Raw genomic sequence first — 18,162 nt, 5'->3', positions numbered from 1 at the left:
GTAGGCTCGATTGCACACAGGGCCCGTCCTGACTGTCAACCAGATCGATCACTCCCGAAATGGAGAGAAATGCGTTTCGAGTCAAGTCCACCACCTCAATTCTCTTTTTCGCAGGACGCCCATGCTCTTTTGGGAAACCTCTCGAATAGAACTTCTCGCGAAATACCTTTTTATTTCAGCACCCCAGCAGATAACATCGTGCGCCATGTTGGCCAAGCAGAATTCATAGATCCTGCCCGGCTAACCACTATCGAAGAACTGGACGGTGTAATCGCGGAAATTGGTATCCAAAAAGTCGTCAATCCGGATTCCTTTTATGACATCCCGCTGAAATTAGTTCCAAAGGAGTTTTGCGCAGAACTAGAAAAGGCCTCAATTCCCTTTTCAATAGTTTACGACGATATCATCGTTCTCTACGAGCATTGGACTAAGTTCTTCATCGAAGATGATGAAATAGTCAACATTTCTTGGATGAACCGCGACTATTACTCATATCTCGACGTCATTGAGATGGCATTTCCCAGCAACACTGATTCTAGTGAGTATCGCGCTAACTACAGTCCGAACAGTTCGTCTCGCTTAAGCGTTCCCCAAGGGACCGAAAAGACAGTAGTATCCCCAGTGCTACCGGTGGCTGGTGTCAATGAGAAAGTGTGGGACCTCACCAAGCAAGTACTGCCTGACGCTCCAGCCCTTGGAATGGGTTGGAGCAAAGAGATCATACGCCGCTCGACTCCAGAACAGCTCAACCACATCATCCAACTACTTAAGCCCCTTGCGACTGCAAGTTTCGAAGACCCCGCAACGCGACATTTTTTCGGCATCGCCATCAATCTCGGCGCCACCGACCTTGATATAACCCCCATTGTCGATGAAGCCGAGCACTACCAGGAGTCGACAGACCCAGATGTTCTAGACATGATCGACAACGACCAATGGTTTCTTCCCGACGTCATCTGCCCATCAAATTTCCAACAGTTCAACCGCTATCTAAGCCTCAAGGGGCCAGTACTCCTCGACAACCAAATTGAATTCCTGCGCAAAGCGGTAAGGAACGATGAATTTCGTATCGCACCAGAATTTCAATGGCTTTCTGCCTCCCGATTCGCCACTATTCCTGAATCGGCCTACGCCATATCTTTTATCGGGCAAGCAGGTCGAATCCTCTGGGATTCCGCGGAAGAAGAAGACCTTATAGAAACTCTCGAGGCGGAAAGAAAATGGCGCTCAAATTAGTCTTCGATTCCCCTAAGGGCAGCCGTCCCAAAGCCGGACAGCTTTACCTGATGAAAACCACCCTCGGATACATCCCCGTCGGCGTCGTCTCCACAGAGGCATTCTTCGGCGCAGCCGTGATGATCCACCCTTATCGTGCACTTATTTCTGATATCAAAGACACCACGTGGTACCCGCTTGTTGAAAAGAATGAATTACTTATTCCACCCCTTCAAATCATCAAAAGTGATTTCCGAAAGGGTGGCGATTTTTACCCAGTAAAAGACAAGAATTCGCCACATCCTGTCCCCTTTGATCGCTACTTTAACTACCGGTCGTCATTTCCATGGTCCCCAGAAGAACAAGCGTTCGTCCCAAGCTCAGAATCGCTACCGACAGACAAGCTCGGAACTTTTATTCCCAAGCAAGAAAGGCATATTGAATACACCCTTCATGACACCAATCCTCCCCAAGGCGGAACAGCTGACGAAGCTCCCGATGGGGCCTACTTCATGCCTGCGGGTCTACTCCAGGACCTTCATATTGAGTTCGCGCTAGAGGATGCGCTCTCCCACCACGGCCTGATCGACACCCCGCGGCCCACCCACCCCGACTTCAGCGACAATCAAGAACAGGAACAAGACACTATGACTGCTGAGACACCTCAAGAAGGCCAACCACTATTCCACCTCGCCGAGCTCGACGGCATGACTACCCTCTTCGCCGCCCCGGACGCCATGCCAGAAGAAGTCGTGAGCACCATAGTGAAAGCCGGACACAACCCCAACGGCTACTTCCTCGAAAACTTAGCCCAACAGCTACTGCTTGAATCCAATATCTCCACCGACGGCATCGAGTTTGACAGCGAAGCAGGCATGTTCAGCCTCATCGGCACTGCCGCCACCCTGCAACTACTCAAGAAGCAACTCACTGACTTGTTCAGCGACACACCCCAGCTGCAGCAAAAGCTCAAACAAGCCCAAGCGGCAGGCACAGACTTCGACGACTAAAAGCTCTTTGCCGACATACTGGCGGCATCGCCAGGTGCAGCACCGAGCCGCGTAAGCAGTCCTTGCCTGCTACTGCCTGCGCCACTGAAACGAACCCGTGAGCTGAAGCTAGAGTTTGACCATCGGCTCCCAGCCGAAGGGGATGTGATCAGAGTCCACAATCTTGCGGCCGAACGGGAAGCAGGTCACCGGGATCATCTTCAGGTTGGCCAGCGCGGCCGGAATGCCCACGATGGTCACTACCTGTGCCGCCGCGGTGGTTACGTGACCAATGGCCAGCCACAGGCCGGCGACGACGAACCAGACGACATTGGAGAAGGTGGACATGGAGCCGCTGCCCTTGACTGGCTGCACTACCGAACGGCCAAATGGCCACAGGGCGAAATTAGCCATGCGGAACGACGCCACGCCCGCGGGGATGGTGACGATGAAGATGCAGGCAATGATGCCAAAGAGGAAATAGGCAAGGGCTAGGAGGAACCCGCCGGTGATAAACCAAACGATGTTAAGAAAGGTACGCATGTCCCCCACACTAGCGCGGGAGTCTTAGTGCGCGGGGTGAAGTGGCTGACAATGTGGGCACCACCAGATGATGCGCTCGAGTTCGCCTTCATCGCCGCCGGCATCCACACCGCCGAGTGCGCCCTTGGTAATGAAGGTGCCGCAGCGGCGGCAGCGCTTGCGATTGCGCCCGAAGACATAGGTCGTCTCCCCGGCGCGGCGCACGCCGGTGGTCACGCGCACCGGGGAGGTGCGATTAGCCCACATGATGCGCCGAGAGATATCGAGGAGGCGGGCGGTATCCACCTCGGCTACTGGCGTGGCCGGGTGGACCCCCGCTAGGAAACAGGCCTCGGCGCGGTATTCATTGCCGATCCCCGCGACGACCTTTTGGTCGAGCAGCGCCGCGCCGATGTCGCGTTGGGGGCGGCTATTTAGCCGCCGCAGTGCTTCCTCGCGGTCCCAGTCGGGGTCGAGAATATCCGGTCCAAGGTGCGCGATGCGTTGGTGGTACTGGTCGGCGGGATAGATATCCACGAAGCCCAGCTGGTGACCAACGACCTCAATATCGCGCGGGGAGTTGGCCAGCTGCAGGACGATGCGCGCGGTATGTCCGGGCTTGCACCAGCGATCGCCTGCGTAATGGATGGCCCAGGTACCTTCCATCTTGAGGTGAGTGTGCACGATGGTCTGGTCGAATTGCATGAAGAGGTGCTTGCCATAGGGCCAGACGCGCTCGCACACCATGCCGTCTAGGTGCACGGTGGCATAGCGCGGCACGCGCACGGAACAGCCAGTGACCTCGCGTCCGGCCATGAACTGCAGGCGGTTGGATAGCTGCAGGACGGAATCGCCTTCGGGCATAACACCTCCAGTGGATCTTTAGCGACGGTACCCGCCGCGCGGGCGGAAGCCACCATTATTGCGCGGTGCAGGTGGCGGATCATCAAAGCTGAGTTCTTCGATGGCCTCGCTCGCGCGGCGTCCGGCACGTGGGGTGCGCGGAGCGGCGGCACGAGCGGAGATGCGCACGCCCTTAGGCGTAATTCCGGCACCAGCTTCGCGCAGGTGGGAGGCGGCATCGGTCTTATGAATGGGATTGCCATTGCACTTTTCGATAACCAACGGCGACAGCACTCCCCTTGCCACCATGTCTGTAAGCGCGCTTACCAGACGGGGATATACCTCCGCCGGTTCGATGCCACCCGGCAGCGATTCCAGGAAGGTGGTGAGGGTTTTCCCGCCGCGCGTGAGGTGGGCGATGGGTAGGCCGTCGATAAGCACTACCAAAGCGCCGGCCGAGCGGGTGGGCCCGCCGGTGGCTTTGCCGTCAGCGTCGTCGCGCTGCGGCCAGGGCAGGGCCGCACCGTAGGGATTGGCCGGGTCGCAGGCGGCGAGGACAAAGGTCTCGGGCTCGGTGGTACCAGACGGCCATCCGGTGACATCCGGGGAATCGGCCAGGCCGCGCAGGCGGTCGATGATGGCAGGCGTAGAAAACTGGGCAGCACCCAGCCCGTCGATCACGTAGCCGCGCATGGCCTTGCCGGATTCCTCAAAACCGGAGAGCACCTTATAGGCCAGCGCAAAGCCACCGAGCACGTCTTCGGCCACGACGGAACCGCGGGTGAGCACGCCATAACGGTCGAGCCAGGCCTCGCCGTGTGCCACGGAGCGGGAGGTGGCATCGGTAGCGGCAGACACAGCCAGCGACCATCGGCCCATGACATCGGGCGGAGTCTGCGCTGCCGCAGCGTTCTGAGCTTGGGCAAAAGAGGTGCGCCCCATGCGCAGGCGAGAGCGGGTGGGCCGCCGCTTTGAGCGATGCGCGGTGCGGCCTGAGCGCGAACCGCCGGAAGACAACCGGGTACGCAATGGCGCGAAGGAATCGGGGCTCACCAAGCCCATCTCCACCAAACCCCAGAGGGCCTCGCGGGTTTCCTCGGTAGTGCCGGGGACCTCGGCGGCGATATCGGCAAAGAGGAAACCGCCGCCGCGGCCCAGGACGTCGAGGATGGCACGTTGCAGCATGCTCACGCCCTCGGCATCGGTTTCCGGGGCGAGTTGGGCCGCGTAATCCGAGGGCAGCAGCATGATCCAGGGGTCTGCCGCGCCGGCCTTGCCGGCGCCGAGGATGAGCACCTCGCCATTAGAGGTAAGTTCATCGAGCATGGTGGGCGAATAATCTCCCACCCGCGCGGGCAGGATGAGCGATTCCCACGCGGAGGCCGGCAGGCGCACCCCGGCTAGCTGCTCGATGACGGAAAAGACACCATCGGCTCCGCGCAGGGCCGGGCGCTTTCCAGCTGGTGCGATGCTATGCCACTCCGGCAAAAAGCGGGCAAAAGTGGCACCCGAAACCGGCTCGGTAGCGGCACGCGCAGCGGCGAGCGAACGCGAGCGGATGGTCTTGAGCACGGCTGCGGCACAGTATTCCTGCTCGTCGACGCCCTGGCGGTAGCGGCCTTCCACTACCTCATCAAGCGCGCCGAGGACGGTATGCGCGGCAGAGACGGAAATGCCGAAGGCCGCAGTGAGATCGCGCAGCACGAAGGGTCCGCGGGTGCGCGCCCAGCGCGAGACCAGCTGCGGCAAGGCATCAGAAATGGTTGCCACTTGGGCGGGGATGCCGGGAGGAATGGGGATGCCGAGGGCGTCGCGAAGCAGGGGTGCATCCGGGGCCTGGGCTAGGTGCTCGCGCCCGCCAATGCGCACGCGCATAATCCGCGTGCCCAGCTGGTCCAGGGCGGAAAGCGGCACGTCGGTGTGCTCGCCCAGCTCGTCTACGGGAATCGGCCCGAGCACGCGCAGCAGGTCCGCTACCTCTTCGGTGGTGCGGGCCCGGCGCGAGGGCTCGGTGCGTTGGAGCTGTGCGTGGACCTCAGCGATAATCTCTGGATCGAGCAGCTCGCGCAGCTCCACCGTGCCGAGCAATTTGGCTAAAAGCGCGGGGTCAAGGGCCAGGGCAGCCGCGCGCTTTTCTGCCAATGGGGAATCGCCCTCGTACATGAACGCGCCGGTGTAATTAAACAGCAGCGAAGAGGCAAATGGCGAGGGCTGTTCGGTGGTGACCTCCGCAATGCGGATGCGGCGGTGGCCCAGCTCCCGTATGACTTCCGTAAGCGCGGGGACATCGTAGACGTCCTGGACGCACTCGCGCACCGTCTCCAAGATGATGGGGAAGGACGGGTACTTGCGGGCAACGTCCAAAAGCTGCTCGGCGCGCTGGCGTTGCTGCCACAACGGCGCGCGCTTGCCCGGGTTACGGCGAGGCAAGAGCAGCGCGCGGGCCGCGCATTCGCGGAAGCGGGAGGCAAAGAGCGCGGAATTGCCCACTTGCTCGGCCACGATATCGGCAATCTCATCAGCGTCGAAAGCGAAGATGGACCCATCAGGTTCGGATTCTGCTTCCGGCAGGCGCAGCACGATGCCATCATCGCCAGCTACGGCCTGCGGATCCATGCCGGTGCGCTCGCCTACCCTGGCCCCCACCGCCAACGCCCACGCGGAGTTGACCGGCCGACCAAACGGGGTATGCAGCACCACGCGCCAATCGCCTAGCTCATCGCGGAAGCGCTCGAGCACCAAAGTCTTTTCATCCGGGATGACACCAGTGGCCTCGTTCTGCTCCTGCAAATAGGCCACGATATTGGAGCGCGCATTATCGTCGGCATCCGCAATGATATCCGGCGAGGAAAAGACCTCGCGGCGATACTCACCTAGCGCCTTACCCAGCTCATAGGGGCGGCCCGCGCCATCGCCATTCCAAAACGGCAGGCGGCCGGTATGCCCCGGCGCGGGTGTGACCAACACCTGGTCGCGCGTGATGTCCTCGATGCGCCAACTGGTAGCGCCCAAGGTGAATACATCGCCCACCCGGGACTCATAAACCATCTCCTCATCCAGCTCGCCCACCCGGCGCGGAGCGCCACCGAAGCCCTCGCCCGAGCCGGTATAGAGGAATACTCCAAACATGCCCCGATCCGGAATCGTGCCACCGCTGGTGACAGCTACCCGCTGGGCACCAGGCCGCGCGGTCATCACTCCCGCCACACGGTCATAGACCACGCGGGGTTTAAGTTCCGCAAAGTCCGTGGACGGGTAGACGCCGCTTACCAGGTCCAGCACGGAGTCATAGACCTCGCGCGCCAGATCGCGATAGGGCCAGGCCCGGCGGACCATCTCGTACCACTCATCGGCATCAAGCCCGTCCTCACCAGCCGCGGACACCGCCGCCACCGTCTGCTGCGCCAGCACATCCAACGGGTTGCGCGGGGTATGCATCTCTTCAATGAGCCCGGCGCGCATGCGCGATACCGTCAGCGTGGACTGCACTAGATCCGCGCGGTGCTTGGGGTAAAAGGAGCCATGCGAGACCGCGCCCACAAAGTGGCCGGCGCGGCCCACGCGCTGCAGGCCGGAGGCCACGGAGGGCGGCGATTCCACCTGTACGACTAGCTCCACTGCACCCATGTCGATGCCCAGCTCCAACGAGCTTGTGGCCACCACGGCCTTGAGCGTTCCTTCTTTCAGCATGGTTTCAGTCATCGCGCGCTCATCCTTAGACACCGAGCCATGGTGGGCGCGGGCGATAACCGCCGGGGCCTTGCCGGCGACGTCGACCTGCTTCATCAGCTGGGCTGGGTCCCGGCGGGTTTCGGGCGACAGCGAATCCGGATCATGCTCTTGCGCATAGAGCTCATTGAGCCGGCTGGTCAGCCGCTCGGCCGTGCGCCGAGAGTTGACAAATACCAGTGTGGAGCGATGCGCCATGATTTCCGCATAGAGGTCATCTTCAATAAACGGCCAGATGGACTTGGCCGTGGGCAGCGCGGACTCATCCACGGAAGGAGAGCTGATGCCAATCGCATCATCCACCGTCATCTCCCCGATGGTGGAGCCTTGCTCCGGTGTGGGCAAATCGGACATATCCTCTACCGACACATGCACGTCCAGCTGCCACTTCTTCTCCGCGGCCGGCGCGACAATTTCTACTGGGCGGTTGCCGCCTAAGAAATTCGATACCGCAGACAGCGGACGCACGGTGGCGGAAAGTCCAATGCGCTGGAAGTCCCCTGCCACCTGCTGTAGGCGCTCTAAGGTCAGCGCCAGGTGCACGCCGCGCTTGGTGCCAGCCAGGGCATGAATCTCATCGATAATGACGGTATCCACCGTCTTTAAAATCCCCGCCGCCTTAGAGGTAAGCATCAAATAGGCTGACTCCGGGGTGGTAATCAAGATATCCGGCGGCTTGCGCACCTGCCGCGCACGCTCCGCCGAGGGCGTATCTCCCGAGCGCACGCCTACCGAGATATCCGGTACATCCAGCCCAAGGTTCTCCGCGGTGCGCGCGATACCGGTCAGCGGGGCGCGCAGGTTATTTTCCACGTCCACGCCGAGTGCCTTAAGCGGGGAGATATACAGCACCTTCACCCCAGCAGCGGAACCCGAGGCGCCAGAGCCCACCGGCAGCGCCAGCTGGCCTTCGCGTTCAACCAAATTATTCAGCGCCCACAAGAACGCGGCGAGGGTCTTACCGGAGCCGGTAGGAGCCACTACAAGGGCATGCTCACCGCGGGAAATCTTCTCCCAGGCCTGCGCCTGCACTGCGGTGGGGGCGGCAAATACATCCCGAAACCACTGCGCTACTTGGGGCCGGAAGCGGTCGAGGATGTTTTCTGGCATGCCCACACTCTAGTCCGCGTTGTAATGTGGGCACCATGACCGTCGAAATTTCTGATTCCCGCCTGACCAATTCCCTCGCCCAGGGCTGCGGCGAGATCCTGAAAGGCGTGCGCAACGGGGGCCTGCTACGGGGCCTTTCGCTTGGCGACGCCGGCGATGAAGCCGCCCAAGAATGGATCGCTCGCGTGCTTGAACAGCACCGCCCCCAGGACGGCATGCTCTCTGAGGAAGCCTCCGATGACCTGGCCCGTTTGAAGAAGGACCGCGTGTGGATCGTGGATCCGCTCGACGGCACCAAGGAATTTGCCACCGGCCGCCAAGACTGGGCCGTACACATCGCCCTGGTAGAAAACGGTATCCCCATCCACGCGGCGGTGGGCCTGCCGGATCTCGGCGTTACCTTCAAGTCCTCGGACGTTCGGGCGGTCACCGGCCCGCTGTCTAAGAAGTTCGTCGTCTCCCGCAATCGCCCGCCCAAGGTAGCCGACTATATTGCGGAGAAAATGGGCTATGAAATCGTGGGCGTCGGCTCCGCGGGTGCCAAGGCCATGCACGTGCTGCTCGGCGATTATGACGGTTATATCCACGCCGGTGGCCAGTACGAGTGGGATCAGGCCGCCCCGGTGGGCGTCGCACAAGCTTCCGGTCTGCACTGCTGCCGCCTCGACGGCTCCGAAATCCGCTTCAATAATGAGGACACCTTCATCCCGGACATCCTCATCTGCCGCCCCGAGCTCAAGGATGAAATCTTGGAGCACGCCCAGGCCTTTGCCGCGGAGAACGGCGGCTTTTAAAGACCTAAATCGGTAGCCAGGCGCGATACTGCCCTTGTGTGAAACTCATCGTAATCGCTAAGGGTATCCCGGCCGAGATAGCCAAAGACCTCGGCGTTGATCAGCCCAATAATCCTCGCCCAAGCCTCCAGCGCCTTTTCCATCGCATCCTCGGTGAGCTCTGCACCGATGTCCTGCGCGGCGGCTGCCAGATCCGCAGCAAACTGTGGCGAACGACGCCTTAGCGGCGCACTGGAGGCTCCTTCCAGCAGAGCAGCTATCCGGCGGCTCACTTTCGTCCCAGCTACAACAGTCTCTGCAGCCGGGGCTCGGTAGCCCACGATCGGCGTGCCATAAATCAGGCCCCAACGTTGCGGAAAATCCAGGGCCCACCGCCGCATAGCGCTCACCACTTCCACGAATCTCTCGCGTGGTTGGGCTCGTAGGTCATCACGCTGCGCCACGGCATTATCGAGCCCATCAAAGGCATCGACGATAAGCAACGTAATCAGTTGCGCCCTATCGGGGACGTAGCGATAAATACCGGAAGAGACTATCCCTAGCTCGCGGGCTATGGCCCTCAGGTTCAGCGCCTCCACGCCACCGTTTGCGAGCTGCTTCCGCCCCAATTCGATGATGCGGGTCATCGTCTCTTCGCGGGCGCGCTCTCGTGGGGTTTGTGCCATGAATAAACTATAGCAACTCACAAATGAGAGCACTGCTCTTGTCTTCGTGGGAGAATTCCTATACCTTGAGAGAGCACTAGTCACTAAATTGAACAGGAATCTTGGAAATGAAATATCTCATCACCGGAGCGGGCCCCGTCGGCCGCGTAGTTGCCCGTGAACTCGCCTCCCGGGGACATGAATGCCTCATCATGAGCCGACACGCCACCACGATTAACCTCGGGCCCCGCGTCCAGCACATCACCGGCGATGCAACCAGTAAAGAGTCCTACCCTGCCAATATCGACGGCATCGCGCACTGCATTCACGCCGCCTATAACGCCGAGCAATGGCGAAAGCTCCTCATCCCCGCCGAAGAAACCGCGCTTCACATCGCTGCGGAACGCACCATCCCCATCGTGTTCCCCGAATCCACCTATGGCTTTGATCCAAACCGCGAAGAAGTCTCGCCGACTACTCCCTTGACCGGCTCCCGGAATGGAAAGCCCGGCGTGCGCGCGCAGCTCATCGACGCCCGTCTCACCTCTCGCGCCCACACCGTATCCGTCATCGCGGCCGATTTATTTGGTCCCGACTCCGGGCCGGGTTGCGTCTACCACCAGCTGATAATCGGCAAGCGCTTCCCCCTAGCTCTAATCAACCCACATGCGAAGCACTCGGTGACCTACCTGCCAGATTTCGGCCGCGCTCTTGCCGATGCCCTCCTCGACCCCACCAGTGCTCCCATCGTCGCAACACCGTGCGCTCCGGCGCTAACGCAGGCGGAATTCGCCGACCGCGCGGGGTGCCACCGCACCCCGATAACGATCCACCCCTGGATGCTCAAGCTCGGTGGACTCTTAAGCACCGATCTGCGTGGGCTGGTTGAGATGACCTACTTATGGGAGCGCCCCTCCATCCTCACCGGCGCCACTGCACGGTGGAAAGCTACCCCCATAGAACAAGCGCTACGCGAAACAGTCTCCTGCGATAATGCCACTGCCAGCGCCAAGAGGAAATAAACGCTCCAACTACTCCAATGTTTTTCTAACGCTCTACACTGGAGCACCATGAGTGATACGTCCACCGTTTCTAGCGCCGCTATTGCCACTCCGTACGAGGATCTGCTGCGCCGCGTTCTCGACGAAGGCACGCCGAAAGGCGATCGCACCGGCACCGGCACCCGCTCTATTTTTGGCGCGCAGCTCCGCTATAACCTGGCCGAGTCCTTCCCGCTGCTGACCACCAAGAAGGTCTATTTCCACGCGGTATTGGGCGAGCTTTTATGGTTCCTCAAAGGCGAGTCCAATATTAAGTTCCTGCAGGACAATAAGGTCCGCATCTGGAATGAGTGGGCGGATGACAATGGCGAGCTAGGGCCGGTCTACGGCGTGCAGTGGCGCTCCTGGCCCACCCCGGATGGCCAGCACATTGATCAAATCCAGCAGGCGCTCGACACTCTGAAGAATAACCCGGATTCTCGCCGCAACCTGGTCTCTGCATGGAACGTCGCGGAGCTGGACAAGATGGCGCTGATGCCCTGCCACCTGCTCTTCCAGCTCTACGTGGCCGATGGCACCCTGTCTATGCAGGTCTACCAGCGCTCGGCCGACATGTTCTTAGGCGTTCCGTTCAATATCGCCTCCTATGCGGCGCTGACCCACATGTTTGCCCAACAGGCCGGGCTCAAGGTGGGCGAGCTCATCTGGACCGGCGGCGATTGCCATATCTATAACGATCACGTGGAGCAGGTCAAAGAGCAGCTTTCCCGCGAACCCCGCCCGTACCCGCAGCTCAACCTGCGCAAGGCGGAAGATATGTTCTCCTATGACTTCGCCGACTTTGAGATTGAGGGCTACGATCCCCACCCCACCATCAAGGCTCAGGTATCCGTCTAATGTTGGGCGCAATCTGGGCGCAGTCCCTCGACGGAATCATTGGCGATGGCGAGCAAATGCCCTGGCACGTGCCGGAAGACCTCAAGCACTTTAAGGACGTGACCATGGGCGCGCCGGTCATCATGGGCCGAAAAACCTGGGAGTCACTCAACCCTAAATTCCGCCCCCTTCCCGGCCGGGAGAATTACGTGCTCTCCTCCCGCACACCCGGCCAGTGGTCCGCCGGCGCCCAGGTCATCACCGCTATGCCCCCGCTTTCCGACGCCTGGGTTATCGGCGGCGGCCAAATTTATACCGCCACCTTGGATCAGGTCGACCGAATTGAGGTCACCCTCATGGGCGTCAATATCGGTAGCACCTACGGCGATAAATCCATCTACGCCCCCGAAATCCCCGAGGAATTCGGCCTCGCCCACAGCACCGACTGGCTCACCTCCGACAAGGGCCACCTAGAGCTCCCGGAGCAATCCGCCAGCGATCTCCCCATGAAATACCGCTTTTTAACCTACGACCGAAAGGATGCAGCCTAATGTCTGTTGCTACCCCAGAAACCAACTCCGACGTCACCATCTTCTACGCCGACTGGTGCCCATTCTGCGCCAAGCTAATCAAGAACCTTGACCGCACCGAAACCCCGTACGAGCTTGTCGACGTCGAGGCCGACAACACCGAAGACATCAATGCCTGGATCGAATCCGTCAACGACGGCAACCGCATCATCCCCACCGTCCTCTACTCCGACGGCACTCACGAGACCAACCCACCGGCGTCCTCCGTACGCAATAAGCAGAAGGAATTGGCCGAGAGCTAATCCAAGCCCCAGCCATTTCGGGGCACCCCTGCCCCACTGCTATGATTAGCCAAGTTGCACACGCAACCCCGCCCCAGTAGCTCAGGGGATAGAGCACGGCTCTCCTAAAGCCGGTGTCGGTGGTTCGAATCCACTCTGGGGCACCATGTGAAGTCTCGAGACATCGTTCCGATCGGCGTCTCGAGACTTTTCCGATTATTCAATACTCCGATATTGCTGCCCCAAGCATATAAGGCGCTCACGTAGACTAAACCTATGCACTTACTCCTCGCCTCATACCTACACCCAGAAATCAGCAAATACATTTCGGGTCGAGTGCTGTACATCGATGATGCTGCCGCGGGAATGAGCCAAGCCCCGTTCGCCCAAACAGAGTTGACAACCATTCGCAATGCGGCAGAGGAACTAATCCCCTTAACCGTGGCGCAGGCGCAACCGAGCGACATACGCAATGAAATCAACTTAGCCGACTGCATCTATGTTGCGAGCGGCGAGGCATTCCGTCTCCTTGATGCGCTGAGACTCACTGGTACCGACCACCTGCTAGTTGAAGCGGTCCAGAACGGCACGCTTTACGCTGGAAGTTCTGCCGGCGCAATGGTTGCAGGACCTTCAATCGAACCGGCATCAATCATGGACGATCCGCGGACGGCACCGCAGCTCACCGACCACACAGGACTAAATCTCACTCCGTATGTCATTATTCCCCACGCCCAAGGAACAACTGGTCCTTATTCTATAAACGTCATCAGTGAAACTGTTGCGCAGTACGGACAAGATTGGAATCTCCTACTGCTGAGGGATGGGCAAGCCCTCGTAGTTGAAGGTGGAAAAACTATGCTCATCTAATCCGCCCAGGAAAACAACAGACTTACACTAACTTTCTGGCAATAAATCAGTTCGATTGCTCCATGGAACTGCTTTCGTTCGCAGCACGGCGAACCCGCATCGCACTAATAAAGCCCAGCACCAGGAATGCCGTTGCAGCAAGAATCGAGTATCGAACGGCTTCGGTCATGCCATCGCTAAGCGCCTGCACCACAACGCTGGTCTGCTCGCCAAGGGGGGGGCTATGCCCACCTTGAGCGCGCAGTCCTGCAATAGCGGAACCGGCTGATTGACGCGTTGCTTCTGCTATGCCATCGGCCCCCAGCCCCATGATGCCGGCCGACTCGAGCGTCTTCGGCAACGTTAACCCAAGGGCCCTGAAATATACCGACCCAGAAACCGCGGTACCCAGCGCGGAACCGACCTGGTGGACCGTACTCTGGGTAGCCGAAGCCTGACCGGAACTTTTCACCGGAGTCTCGCTGAGCAGCGTGCCCGTTAACTGCACAGGCACAAAGCCCAAGCCGTAGAGCGTCAATGGCAAGGCAATGATCCAACCGCAGCCACGCCAGAAATGAACGTTTGCGACCCCAGCTATCGGTAATCTTTCCTGAGGCCTACAACAGCGCTGCAGGCAGGACGATAAACGAACTCCTGCCCCATCGCGCCTTAGCTAAATCCAGTCTCGCCGTGGAGACACTGCGCCTATTTAGTAACCATCTCGCTCATCATTAGTCACCTGCTACGGGTTGGGCCTAAGCCTCTTGAGCCTCGCTGATGGCGTTGCCTAGTGCTGCAATGAATGCAATCAGGCCAATCGTAATGAGGATATGACCAAGACCAGCGATCCCGGAGATCATTGCAGTGGACTCGTCCCCCAATACGGTCAAGCTTCCGTGCCAGATCATGACGCCGACGGTGACGACCACGCCGACGTTATACAGCCAGAAAAACGCGTTGAACTGACCGCGACTGCGTGACAGACCAAAGACCTTCTCCAATAGCAAGAAGATAAGGCTCATCATGAAACCGAGCGCCAGCAGGTGAGTATGCGCCACGCTCAGCTGAGTGAACTCCCCCTCGGGGAAGTCATTGGCACGCGTGAATTCGCGGTAGAAGACCCCGGCCCCCAATCCCAAGACAAGGTAGAAAATAGATGCCCAATACAAAGCTTTCATGGTCATTCTCCTTCCCAACCGCTGCCACGGCCGGAGTAGCGATGAATAAAATATTCTAAGGACTTATCTTTCTACATGCGTCCCCGTTTTGAATCACAGAGCTGGTTGAAGCTGTGGTCAACCAGTTGGTTGACTATTAGGTCCGGTAGCTTAATATTCAAAGGCCTGCGCCGAGAAATACAAGCGCTGAATGCCAGGCCGCTTTTGTTTCAACAAGAACCCGAATCGTTGAAGTGGTCTTCGGTAACTCCAGCTAGTTTGAACAGGCCCACGCCTGAACCATATTCATATGTTCAACGAAGGCCGCTTCTGTTCTTTGCTCATGCAATTGAATCCAAGCGTCCACGACATCATCTGGGTAAACGCCCGCCGCGCGCAATACCGCCGCGGTGAATGGCACTGGAGCCAAGCCTGAAGCTGTAATCACTCCACCATCAAAAACTGCATCTTCTTCTTTATAGCCATCGATATTGGCGTAGTTCACTGAGGCAAGGAAGCCATGCGCGTTTGAAGTGTGTTTGCAGTGGTCAAGCACCCCAGCACGAGCGAAGGCCACAGTTCCACCACAGATTGCTGCCAAGAGCACTTCATTCTTCTTTAAGACCTTAATCGTCTCCAACAGCTGTTCGTGCCCGTCAAAGTATGTATCCGCTCCTGGCACCACGAACGCCGCAATATCAGTCCTATTCTGGATGTCCTGCAAGGTCAGGCCTGGAACTATCTCGATTCCGCCCTTGGAGCGAACGGGTTCTAGCGATTCGCCAACAAACAAGACCTTGAAGCGATCCGGTACTTGGGCCTCAGCTTCAGCTACCTGCGTTGTGAGGTAGGCATACTCCCAATCAGACATGGTTTCCGTCGCGTAAATAGCAATGACCTTCATGGAATTCACAATACGCAGACTTTCTAAATCACTACTAAACACGCGGATATTCCGATAAGTGTGTCCTTGGACCACTCGAATGACCTAATCCCTCGCCTTAAACTGGCCACATGTCTGAAGTAGTAAAGCAGTACACCGTAGACCTCACCCGCCTCGACACCGCCGTATACCGCGCTACCAATTCCGCCGGAGCCAGCATTGAGTTTGGCAGTGGTGAGGGACTCCTCTCCCCCGTTGAACTTTTGCTTGCAGCCGTTGCGGGGTGCTCCGCGGTAGACGTGGATGTGGTGACGTCCCGGCGCGCGGAGCCGGAATCTTTTGATGTGCATGTGGAAGGCGACCGCGTAAATGAGGACGGGGCATCGCGCCTGTCAGAGGTTCGCGTGGGGTTCGATCTATCGTTCCCGGATACGCCAGAGGGTAACCAAGCTCGCAGGCTCGTGGACAACCTGATTCGCATCTCCCATGAGAAGGACTGCACGGTATCGCGCACGGTTGAGAATCCCACACGAGTGTTGTTTAGCAACGACTCAAAATAGTTTCCCAAAGTAAAAGCGCGACATGCGGTTGCGTTCCGGCTGGGGCGCTAGACCTCTTGCTATGGTGCAATTGTTAACTACTGTGACAAATGTGATTACTGCAGGAGCTCAACATGTCACCATCTTTCTCCCGTCGCGGCCTCTTTAAGGTCGGCGCTCTCGCCCTGACCGCAGGCGCCATCGGTGCTGCCGCTCCCCATGCAACGGCCCTCGGACGGGTGCGCGGCACCATCATCGATTATTCTGCCGGCGTTCCTTCCCCGCAGGCAATTAAGAATGCCGGCCACATGGGCGCGATTCGCTACGTCTCCGACAAGCGCCCTGGCGCAGCGTGGATGACCGGCAAGCCGGTAACCCTCAAGGAAACTAAGGCCAATGCAGCAGCAGGCCTGCCCACCGCTTCCGTATACCAATTTGGCCGCGCGGAGACCGCGGATTGGAAGCAGGGCGCAGCAGGTGCTGCAATTCACGCACCGAAGGCGATTGCACTACACAAGAAGGCAGGCGGCCCAACCAACCGCCCCATCTACATTGCTATCGACGATAACCCCACCCGCGAGCAGTACACCCGCCAAATCCGCCCATACCTGCAGGCATTCTCCAAGACGCTGGAGCTAGCCGGCTACCAGACAGGTGTCTACGGCAATTACAACACCATCGAGTGGGCAATCCAGGACGGCATCGGCAAGTACTTCTGGATGCATGACTGGGGTTCTAACGGCAAGATCCACCCGCGCACGACTATTCACCAGCTGCCGCACGGCAAACAGCAGACCATCGGCGGCGTCATCGTAGACGTTAACGAGGTCTACGCTGATGACTGGGGCCAGTGGACACCAGGCAAGTCCGCGGCACCCGCACCGGCAAAGAAGCCAACCACTAAGAAACCACAGCCAAAGCCGCAGCCGCAGACCACGGCCCCGAGCAATGGCTCATCCGACCTGGTAAATCAGCTGAGCTCACAGCTACAGAGCAAGCACCCAGAGCTGCCAGAACTGCCGCAGGTAACTGCAGATGGCGTAACTTTCAATGGCAAAACGTTGAGCAACGATCAAATTCGCCAGCTAGCGAAGATCATTGCAGAAACGGTTGCTAAGGCGCGGTAGTACTACTTCTTAGAGGGCTCGGAGGTTTTCTCCGAGTCCTTCTTTTTGTCTGTGGACTTCTTATCGGAGCTGCCTTTATCCTTCTTTTTGGACGTAGTGGACTCGCTGGTAGGTTCCTTCGACGCGGATTTATCCTTCTTCCCTGTGCCGGGTTTTTCGTCCTTATCCTTCTTGCTAGACGACGTCGTGGAGGTCTCCGAGGTAGTGGTTTCAATCGGCGGCACGTCCTCGCCGTCTTTGTACTTGAGGAAACGCTCGGTAGCCTTGCCCAGGCTCTTTCCGGTGACCTCATCTTTTACGTAATCAGTAAGCTCATCGGACGAGCCATTGATTGAGGCTGCGGCTACGAAGTTCTCACCAAAGGAGACGGAAGAGTTGATGGACTTATCATTGGACCAGCCCCACTTGCTGCCCACCACGTTAGAGAGCTTGGCGGTGCCATAGTCCTGGCGGTAGCCATCCTCAGAGATGGGATCGGCATGTGCCATAGCTACGAGCACTGGGTGGGTTTCATCGCGCTCGATGAGCTGCGAAATGAAGCTGGCAACGTCATACGTAGAGGTCTGCGAGTAACCCCATTTCTCGCCGGCTTTGGTAGATTCCAACTTGAATTCATCGGCAATGGTGTCGATGGACTCTGGGTATTTTTCAAAAAGGTCCTCGGCGGACTTATCGGAGGAGCTAGCGATCATATCCAGCGCCTCATACTTATCTTCGTACTCGCCCTTTTCCATGACGTAGGTGGCGATATAGAGTTTGATGAGGCTGAGCGCCGGGCGAGCCTCGTGCTCCGAGGCAGAACCCATATGCATGCCATCATGCAGGCGAATATAGGTAACGGAGCGCCCCTCATCACCTTTTAGAAACTCATTGATTTCTGGTGGGACGTCGCGGTTGGTGTCTGTTGCGCCCGAGGGGGCGTCGGCAAGCGCGCCGCTATCGCTTTCGCTGGTGCTGCACGCGGTGGCGGTCAAGGCGAGCATACATACGGCTAAAGCGGCACCAGCCTTGGCTGATGCCGCCTTGCGAGTCAACGACGTTCTAAACACGTCGATACATGTTACCGGTTGAGT

18 protein-coding genes and 1 tRNA gene are annotated in these 18,162 nt (G+C 58.8%); 11 read left to right on the top strand and 8 right to left on the bottom strand.

Features of this window, described 5'->3' with window-relative positions:
- Positions 1-69 precede the first annotated feature (69 nt).
- Both WMP97_RS07450 and WMP97_RS07445 read left to right on the top strand, forming a co-directional pair.
- Positions 70-1,236, top strand: coding sequence for a hypothetical protein (locus WMP97_RS07450; protein WP_340440191.1), 1,167 nt, complete (start codon positions 70-72; stop codon positions 1,234-1,236).
- The gene (locus WMP97_RS07445; RefSeq protein ID WP_340440190.1) at positions 1,221-2,225 is read left to right on the top strand and encodes an Imm51 family immunity protein; all 1,005 of its coding nucleotides are present in this window, start codon (positions 1,221-1,223) and stop codon (positions 2,223-2,225) included. The genes WMP97_RS07450 and WMP97_RS07445 overlap by 16 nt, the downstream gene beginning before the upstream one ends.
- A gap of 108 nt (positions 2,226-2,333) precedes the next feature.
- On the opposite strand, the gene WMP97_RS07440 is transcribed toward WMP97_RS07445, so the two are convergent.
- Genes WMP97_RS07440 through WMP97_RS07430 form a run of 3 tightly spaced genes read right to left on the bottom strand, consistent with a single transcriptional unit; the run spans position 2,334 to position 8,408 of the window.
- Positions 2,334-2,747 (bottom strand): YccF domain-containing protein, encoded by a 414-nt coding sequence (locus WMP97_RS07440; protein WP_086588638.1) that lies wholly within the window; start codon positions 2,745-2,747, stop codon positions 2,334-2,336.
- 24 nt (positions 2,748-2,771) lie between these two features.
- A complete protein-coding gene (locus tag WMP97_RS07435; RefSeq protein ID WP_340440189.1) occupies positions 2,772-3,590 on the bottom strand; it encodes a DNA-formamidopyrimidine glycosylase family protein in 819 nt (272 codons plus the stop codon).
- An 18-nt stretch (positions 3,591-3,608) separates the two neighbouring features.
- Positions 3,609-8,408, bottom strand: coding sequence for an ATP-dependent helicase (locus WMP97_RS07430; RefSeq protein WP_340440188.1), 4,800 nt, complete (start codon positions 8,406-8,408; stop codon positions 3,609-3,611).
- Positions 8,409-8,443: 35 nt separating this feature from the next.
- Between WMP97_RS07430 and WMP97_RS07425 the strand changes: the two genes are divergently transcribed.
- Positions 8,444-9,202: a 3'(2'),5'-bisphosphate nucleotidase CysQ gene (locus WMP97_RS07425; RefSeq protein ID WP_340440187.1), complete on the top strand. Its 759-nt coding sequence runs from the start codon at positions 8,444-8,446 to the stop codon at positions 9,200-9,202.
- Here WMP97_RS07425 and WMP97_RS07420 read toward each other — a convergent pair.
- Positions 9,199-9,867 carry a TetR/AcrR family transcriptional regulator gene (locus tag WMP97_RS07420; RefSeq protein WP_340440186.1) on the bottom strand — a complete coding sequence of 223 codons (669 nt, stop codon included), beginning with the start codon at positions 9,865-9,867 and terminating at the stop codon, positions 9,199-9,201. The genes WMP97_RS07425 and WMP97_RS07420 overlap by 4 nt on opposite strands.
- A 107-nt stretch (positions 9,868-9,974) precedes the next feature.
- Here WMP97_RS07420 and WMP97_RS07415 point away from each other — a divergent pair, with 107 nt between their 5' ends.
- From WMP97_RS07415 to WMP97_RS07390, 6 genes are all read left to right on the top strand, one after another.
- Positions 9,975-10,868, top strand: a complete 894-nt coding sequence (locus tag WMP97_RS07415) for an NAD-dependent epimerase (protein ID WP_340418510.1) — start codon at positions 9,975-9,977, stop codon at positions 10,866-10,868.
- A 48-nt stretch (positions 10,869-10,916) separates the two neighbouring features.
- Positions 10,917-11,744, top strand: a complete 828-nt coding sequence (locus WMP97_RS07410; protein ID WP_340440185.1) for a thymidylate synthase — start codon at positions 10,917-10,919, stop codon at positions 11,742-11,744.
- A complete protein-coding gene (locus WMP97_RS07405; protein ID WP_023021996.1) occupies positions 11,744-12,274 on the top strand; it encodes a dihydrofolate reductase in 531 nt (176 codons plus the stop codon). Before WMP97_RS07410 ends, WMP97_RS07405 begins: the two co-directional genes overlap by 1 nt.
- Positions 12,274-12,555 (top strand): glutaredoxin domain-containing protein, encoded by a 282-nt coding sequence (locus WMP97_RS07400; RefSeq protein ID WP_086588986.1) that lies wholly within the window; start codon positions 12,274-12,276, stop codon positions 12,553-12,555. Before WMP97_RS07405 ends, WMP97_RS07400 begins: the two co-directional genes overlap by 1 nt.
- Positions 12,556-12,625: 70 nt before the next feature.
- A tRNA-Arg gene (locus WMP97_RS07395) sits at positions 12,626-12,701 on the top strand.
- A 109-nt stretch (positions 12,702-12,810) separates the two neighbouring features.
- Positions 12,811-13,404, top strand: coding sequence for a Type 1 glutamine amidotransferase-like domain-containing protein (locus WMP97_RS07390; protein WP_239205195.1), 594 nt, complete (start codon positions 12,811-12,813; stop codon positions 13,402-13,404).
- A gap of 46 nt (positions 13,405-13,450) precedes the next feature.
- On the opposite strand, the gene WMP97_RS07385 is transcribed toward WMP97_RS07390, so the two are convergent.
- The 3 genes from WMP97_RS07385 to WMP97_RS07375 all read right to left on the bottom strand — a co-directional run bounded on the left by WMP97_RS07385 (position 13,451) and on the right by WMP97_RS07375 (position 15,444).
- Complete coding sequence (locus WMP97_RS07385) at positions 13,451-13,927, bottom strand: hypothetical protein (protein WP_340440184.1); 477 nt, start codon at positions 13,925-13,927, stop codon at positions 13,451-13,453.
- Positions 13,928-14,138: 211 nt separating this feature from the next.
- Positions 14,139-14,561 (bottom strand): DUF2871 domain-containing protein, encoded by a 423-nt coding sequence (locus WMP97_RS07380; RefSeq protein WP_340440183.1) that lies wholly within the window; start codon positions 14,559-14,561, stop codon positions 14,139-14,141.
- A 253-nt stretch (positions 14,562-14,814) separates the two neighbouring features.
- Complete coding sequence (locus WMP97_RS07375) at positions 14,815-15,444, bottom strand: DJ-1/PfpI family protein (protein ID WP_340440267.1); 630 nt, start codon at positions 15,442-15,444, stop codon at positions 14,815-14,817.
- A 110-nt stretch (positions 15,445-15,554) separates the two neighbouring features.
- On the opposite strand from WMP97_RS07375, the gene WMP97_RS07370 reads away from it, so the two are divergent.
- Both WMP97_RS07370 and WMP97_RS07365 read left to right on the top strand, forming a co-directional pair.
- A complete protein-coding gene (locus WMP97_RS07370; protein ID WP_239205187.1) occupies positions 15,555-15,983 on the top strand; it encodes an OsmC family protein in 429 nt (142 codons plus the stop codon).
- Between the two features lie 113 nt (positions 15,984-16,096).
- On the top strand, positions 16,097-17,089 hold the full coding sequence (locus WMP97_RS07365) for a DUF1906 domain-containing protein (RefSeq protein ID WP_340440182.1): 993 nt from the start codon (positions 16,097-16,099) through the stop codon (positions 17,087-17,089).
- Between the two features lie 2 nt (positions 17,090-17,091).
- Here WMP97_RS07365 and WMP97_RS07360 read toward each other — a convergent pair whose 3' ends face one another.
- Positions 17,092-18,138, bottom strand: coding sequence for a hypothetical protein (locus WMP97_RS07360; protein ID WP_340440181.1), 1,047 nt, complete (start codon positions 18,136-18,138; stop codon positions 17,092-17,094).
- Positions 18,139-18,162 lie beyond the last annotated feature (24 nt).

Source organism: Corynebacterium sp. KPL4072 (genome assembly GCF_037908395.1).
In the GTDB taxonomy this organism is placed as follows: Bacteria; Actinomycetota; Actinomycetes; order Mycobacteriales; family Mycobacteriaceae; genus Corynebacterium; species Corynebacterium kefirresidentii.
Note: the sequence above shows the minus strand (reverse complement) of the source record. Positions and strands in the feature narration are given on the sequence as shown.

Bases quoted from the DNA above. Each gene is read 5' to 3' on its own strand.
- WMP97_RS07450 (WP_340440191.1), top strand. From the start codon at position 70: ATGCGTTTCGAGTCAAGTCCACCACCTCAATTCTCTTTTTCGCAGGAC.
- WMP97_RS07445 (WP_340440190.1), top strand. From the start codon at position 1,221: ATGGCGCTCAAATTAGTCTTCGATTCCCCTAAGGGCAGCCGTCCCAAA.
- WMP97_RS07440 (WP_086588638.1), bottom strand. From the start codon at position 2,747: ATGCGTACCTTTCTTAACATCGTTTGGTTTATCACCGGCGGGTTCCTC.
- WMP97_RS07435 (WP_340440189.1), bottom strand. From the start codon at position 3,590: ATGCCCGAAGGCGATTCCGTCCTGCAGCTATCCAACCGCCTGCAGTTC.
- WMP97_RS07430 (WP_340440188.1), bottom strand. From the start codon at position 8,408: ATGCCAGAAAACATCCTCGACCGCTTCCGGCCCCAAGTAGCGCAGTGG.
- WMP97_RS07425 (WP_340440187.1), top strand. From the start codon at position 8,444: ATGACCGTCGAAATTTCTGATTCCCGCCTGACCAATTCCCTCGCCCAG.
- WMP97_RS07420 (WP_340440186.1), bottom strand. From the start codon at position 9,867: ATGGCACAAACCCCACGAGAGCGCGCCCGCGAAGAGACGATGACCCGC.
- WMP97_RS07415 (WP_340418510.1), top strand. From the start codon at position 9,975: ATGAAATATCTCATCACCGGAGCGGGCCCCGTCGGCCGCGTAGTTGCC.
- WMP97_RS07410 (WP_340440185.1), top strand. From the start codon at position 10,917: ATGAGTGATACGTCCACCGTTTCTAGCGCCGCTATTGCCACTCCGTAC.
- WMP97_RS07405 (WP_023021996.1), top strand. From the start codon at position 11,744: ATGTTGGGCGCAATCTGGGCGCAGTCCCTCGACGGAATCATTGGCGAT.
- WMP97_RS07400 (WP_086588986.1), top strand. From the start codon at position 12,274: ATGTCTGTTGCTACCCCAGAAACCAACTCCGACGTCACCATCTTCTAC.
- WMP97_RS07390 (WP_239205195.1), top strand. From the start codon at position 12,811: ATGCACTTACTCCTCGCCTCATACCTACACCCAGAAATCAGCAAATAC.
- WMP97_RS07380 (WP_340440183.1), bottom strand. From the start codon at position 14,561: ATGAAAGCTTTGTATTGGGCATCTATTTTCTACCTTGTCTTGGGATTG.
- WMP97_RS07375 (WP_340440267.1), bottom strand. From the start codon at position 15,444: ATGAAGGTCATTGCTATTTACGCGACGGAAACCATGTCTGATTGGGAG.
- WMP97_RS07370 (WP_239205187.1), top strand. From the start codon at position 15,555: ATGTCTGAAGTAGTAAAGCAGTACACCGTAGACCTCACCCGCCTCGAC.
- WMP97_RS07365 (WP_340440182.1), top strand. From the start codon at position 16,097: ATGTCACCATCTTTCTCCCGTCGCGGCCTCTTTAAGGTCGGCGCTCTC.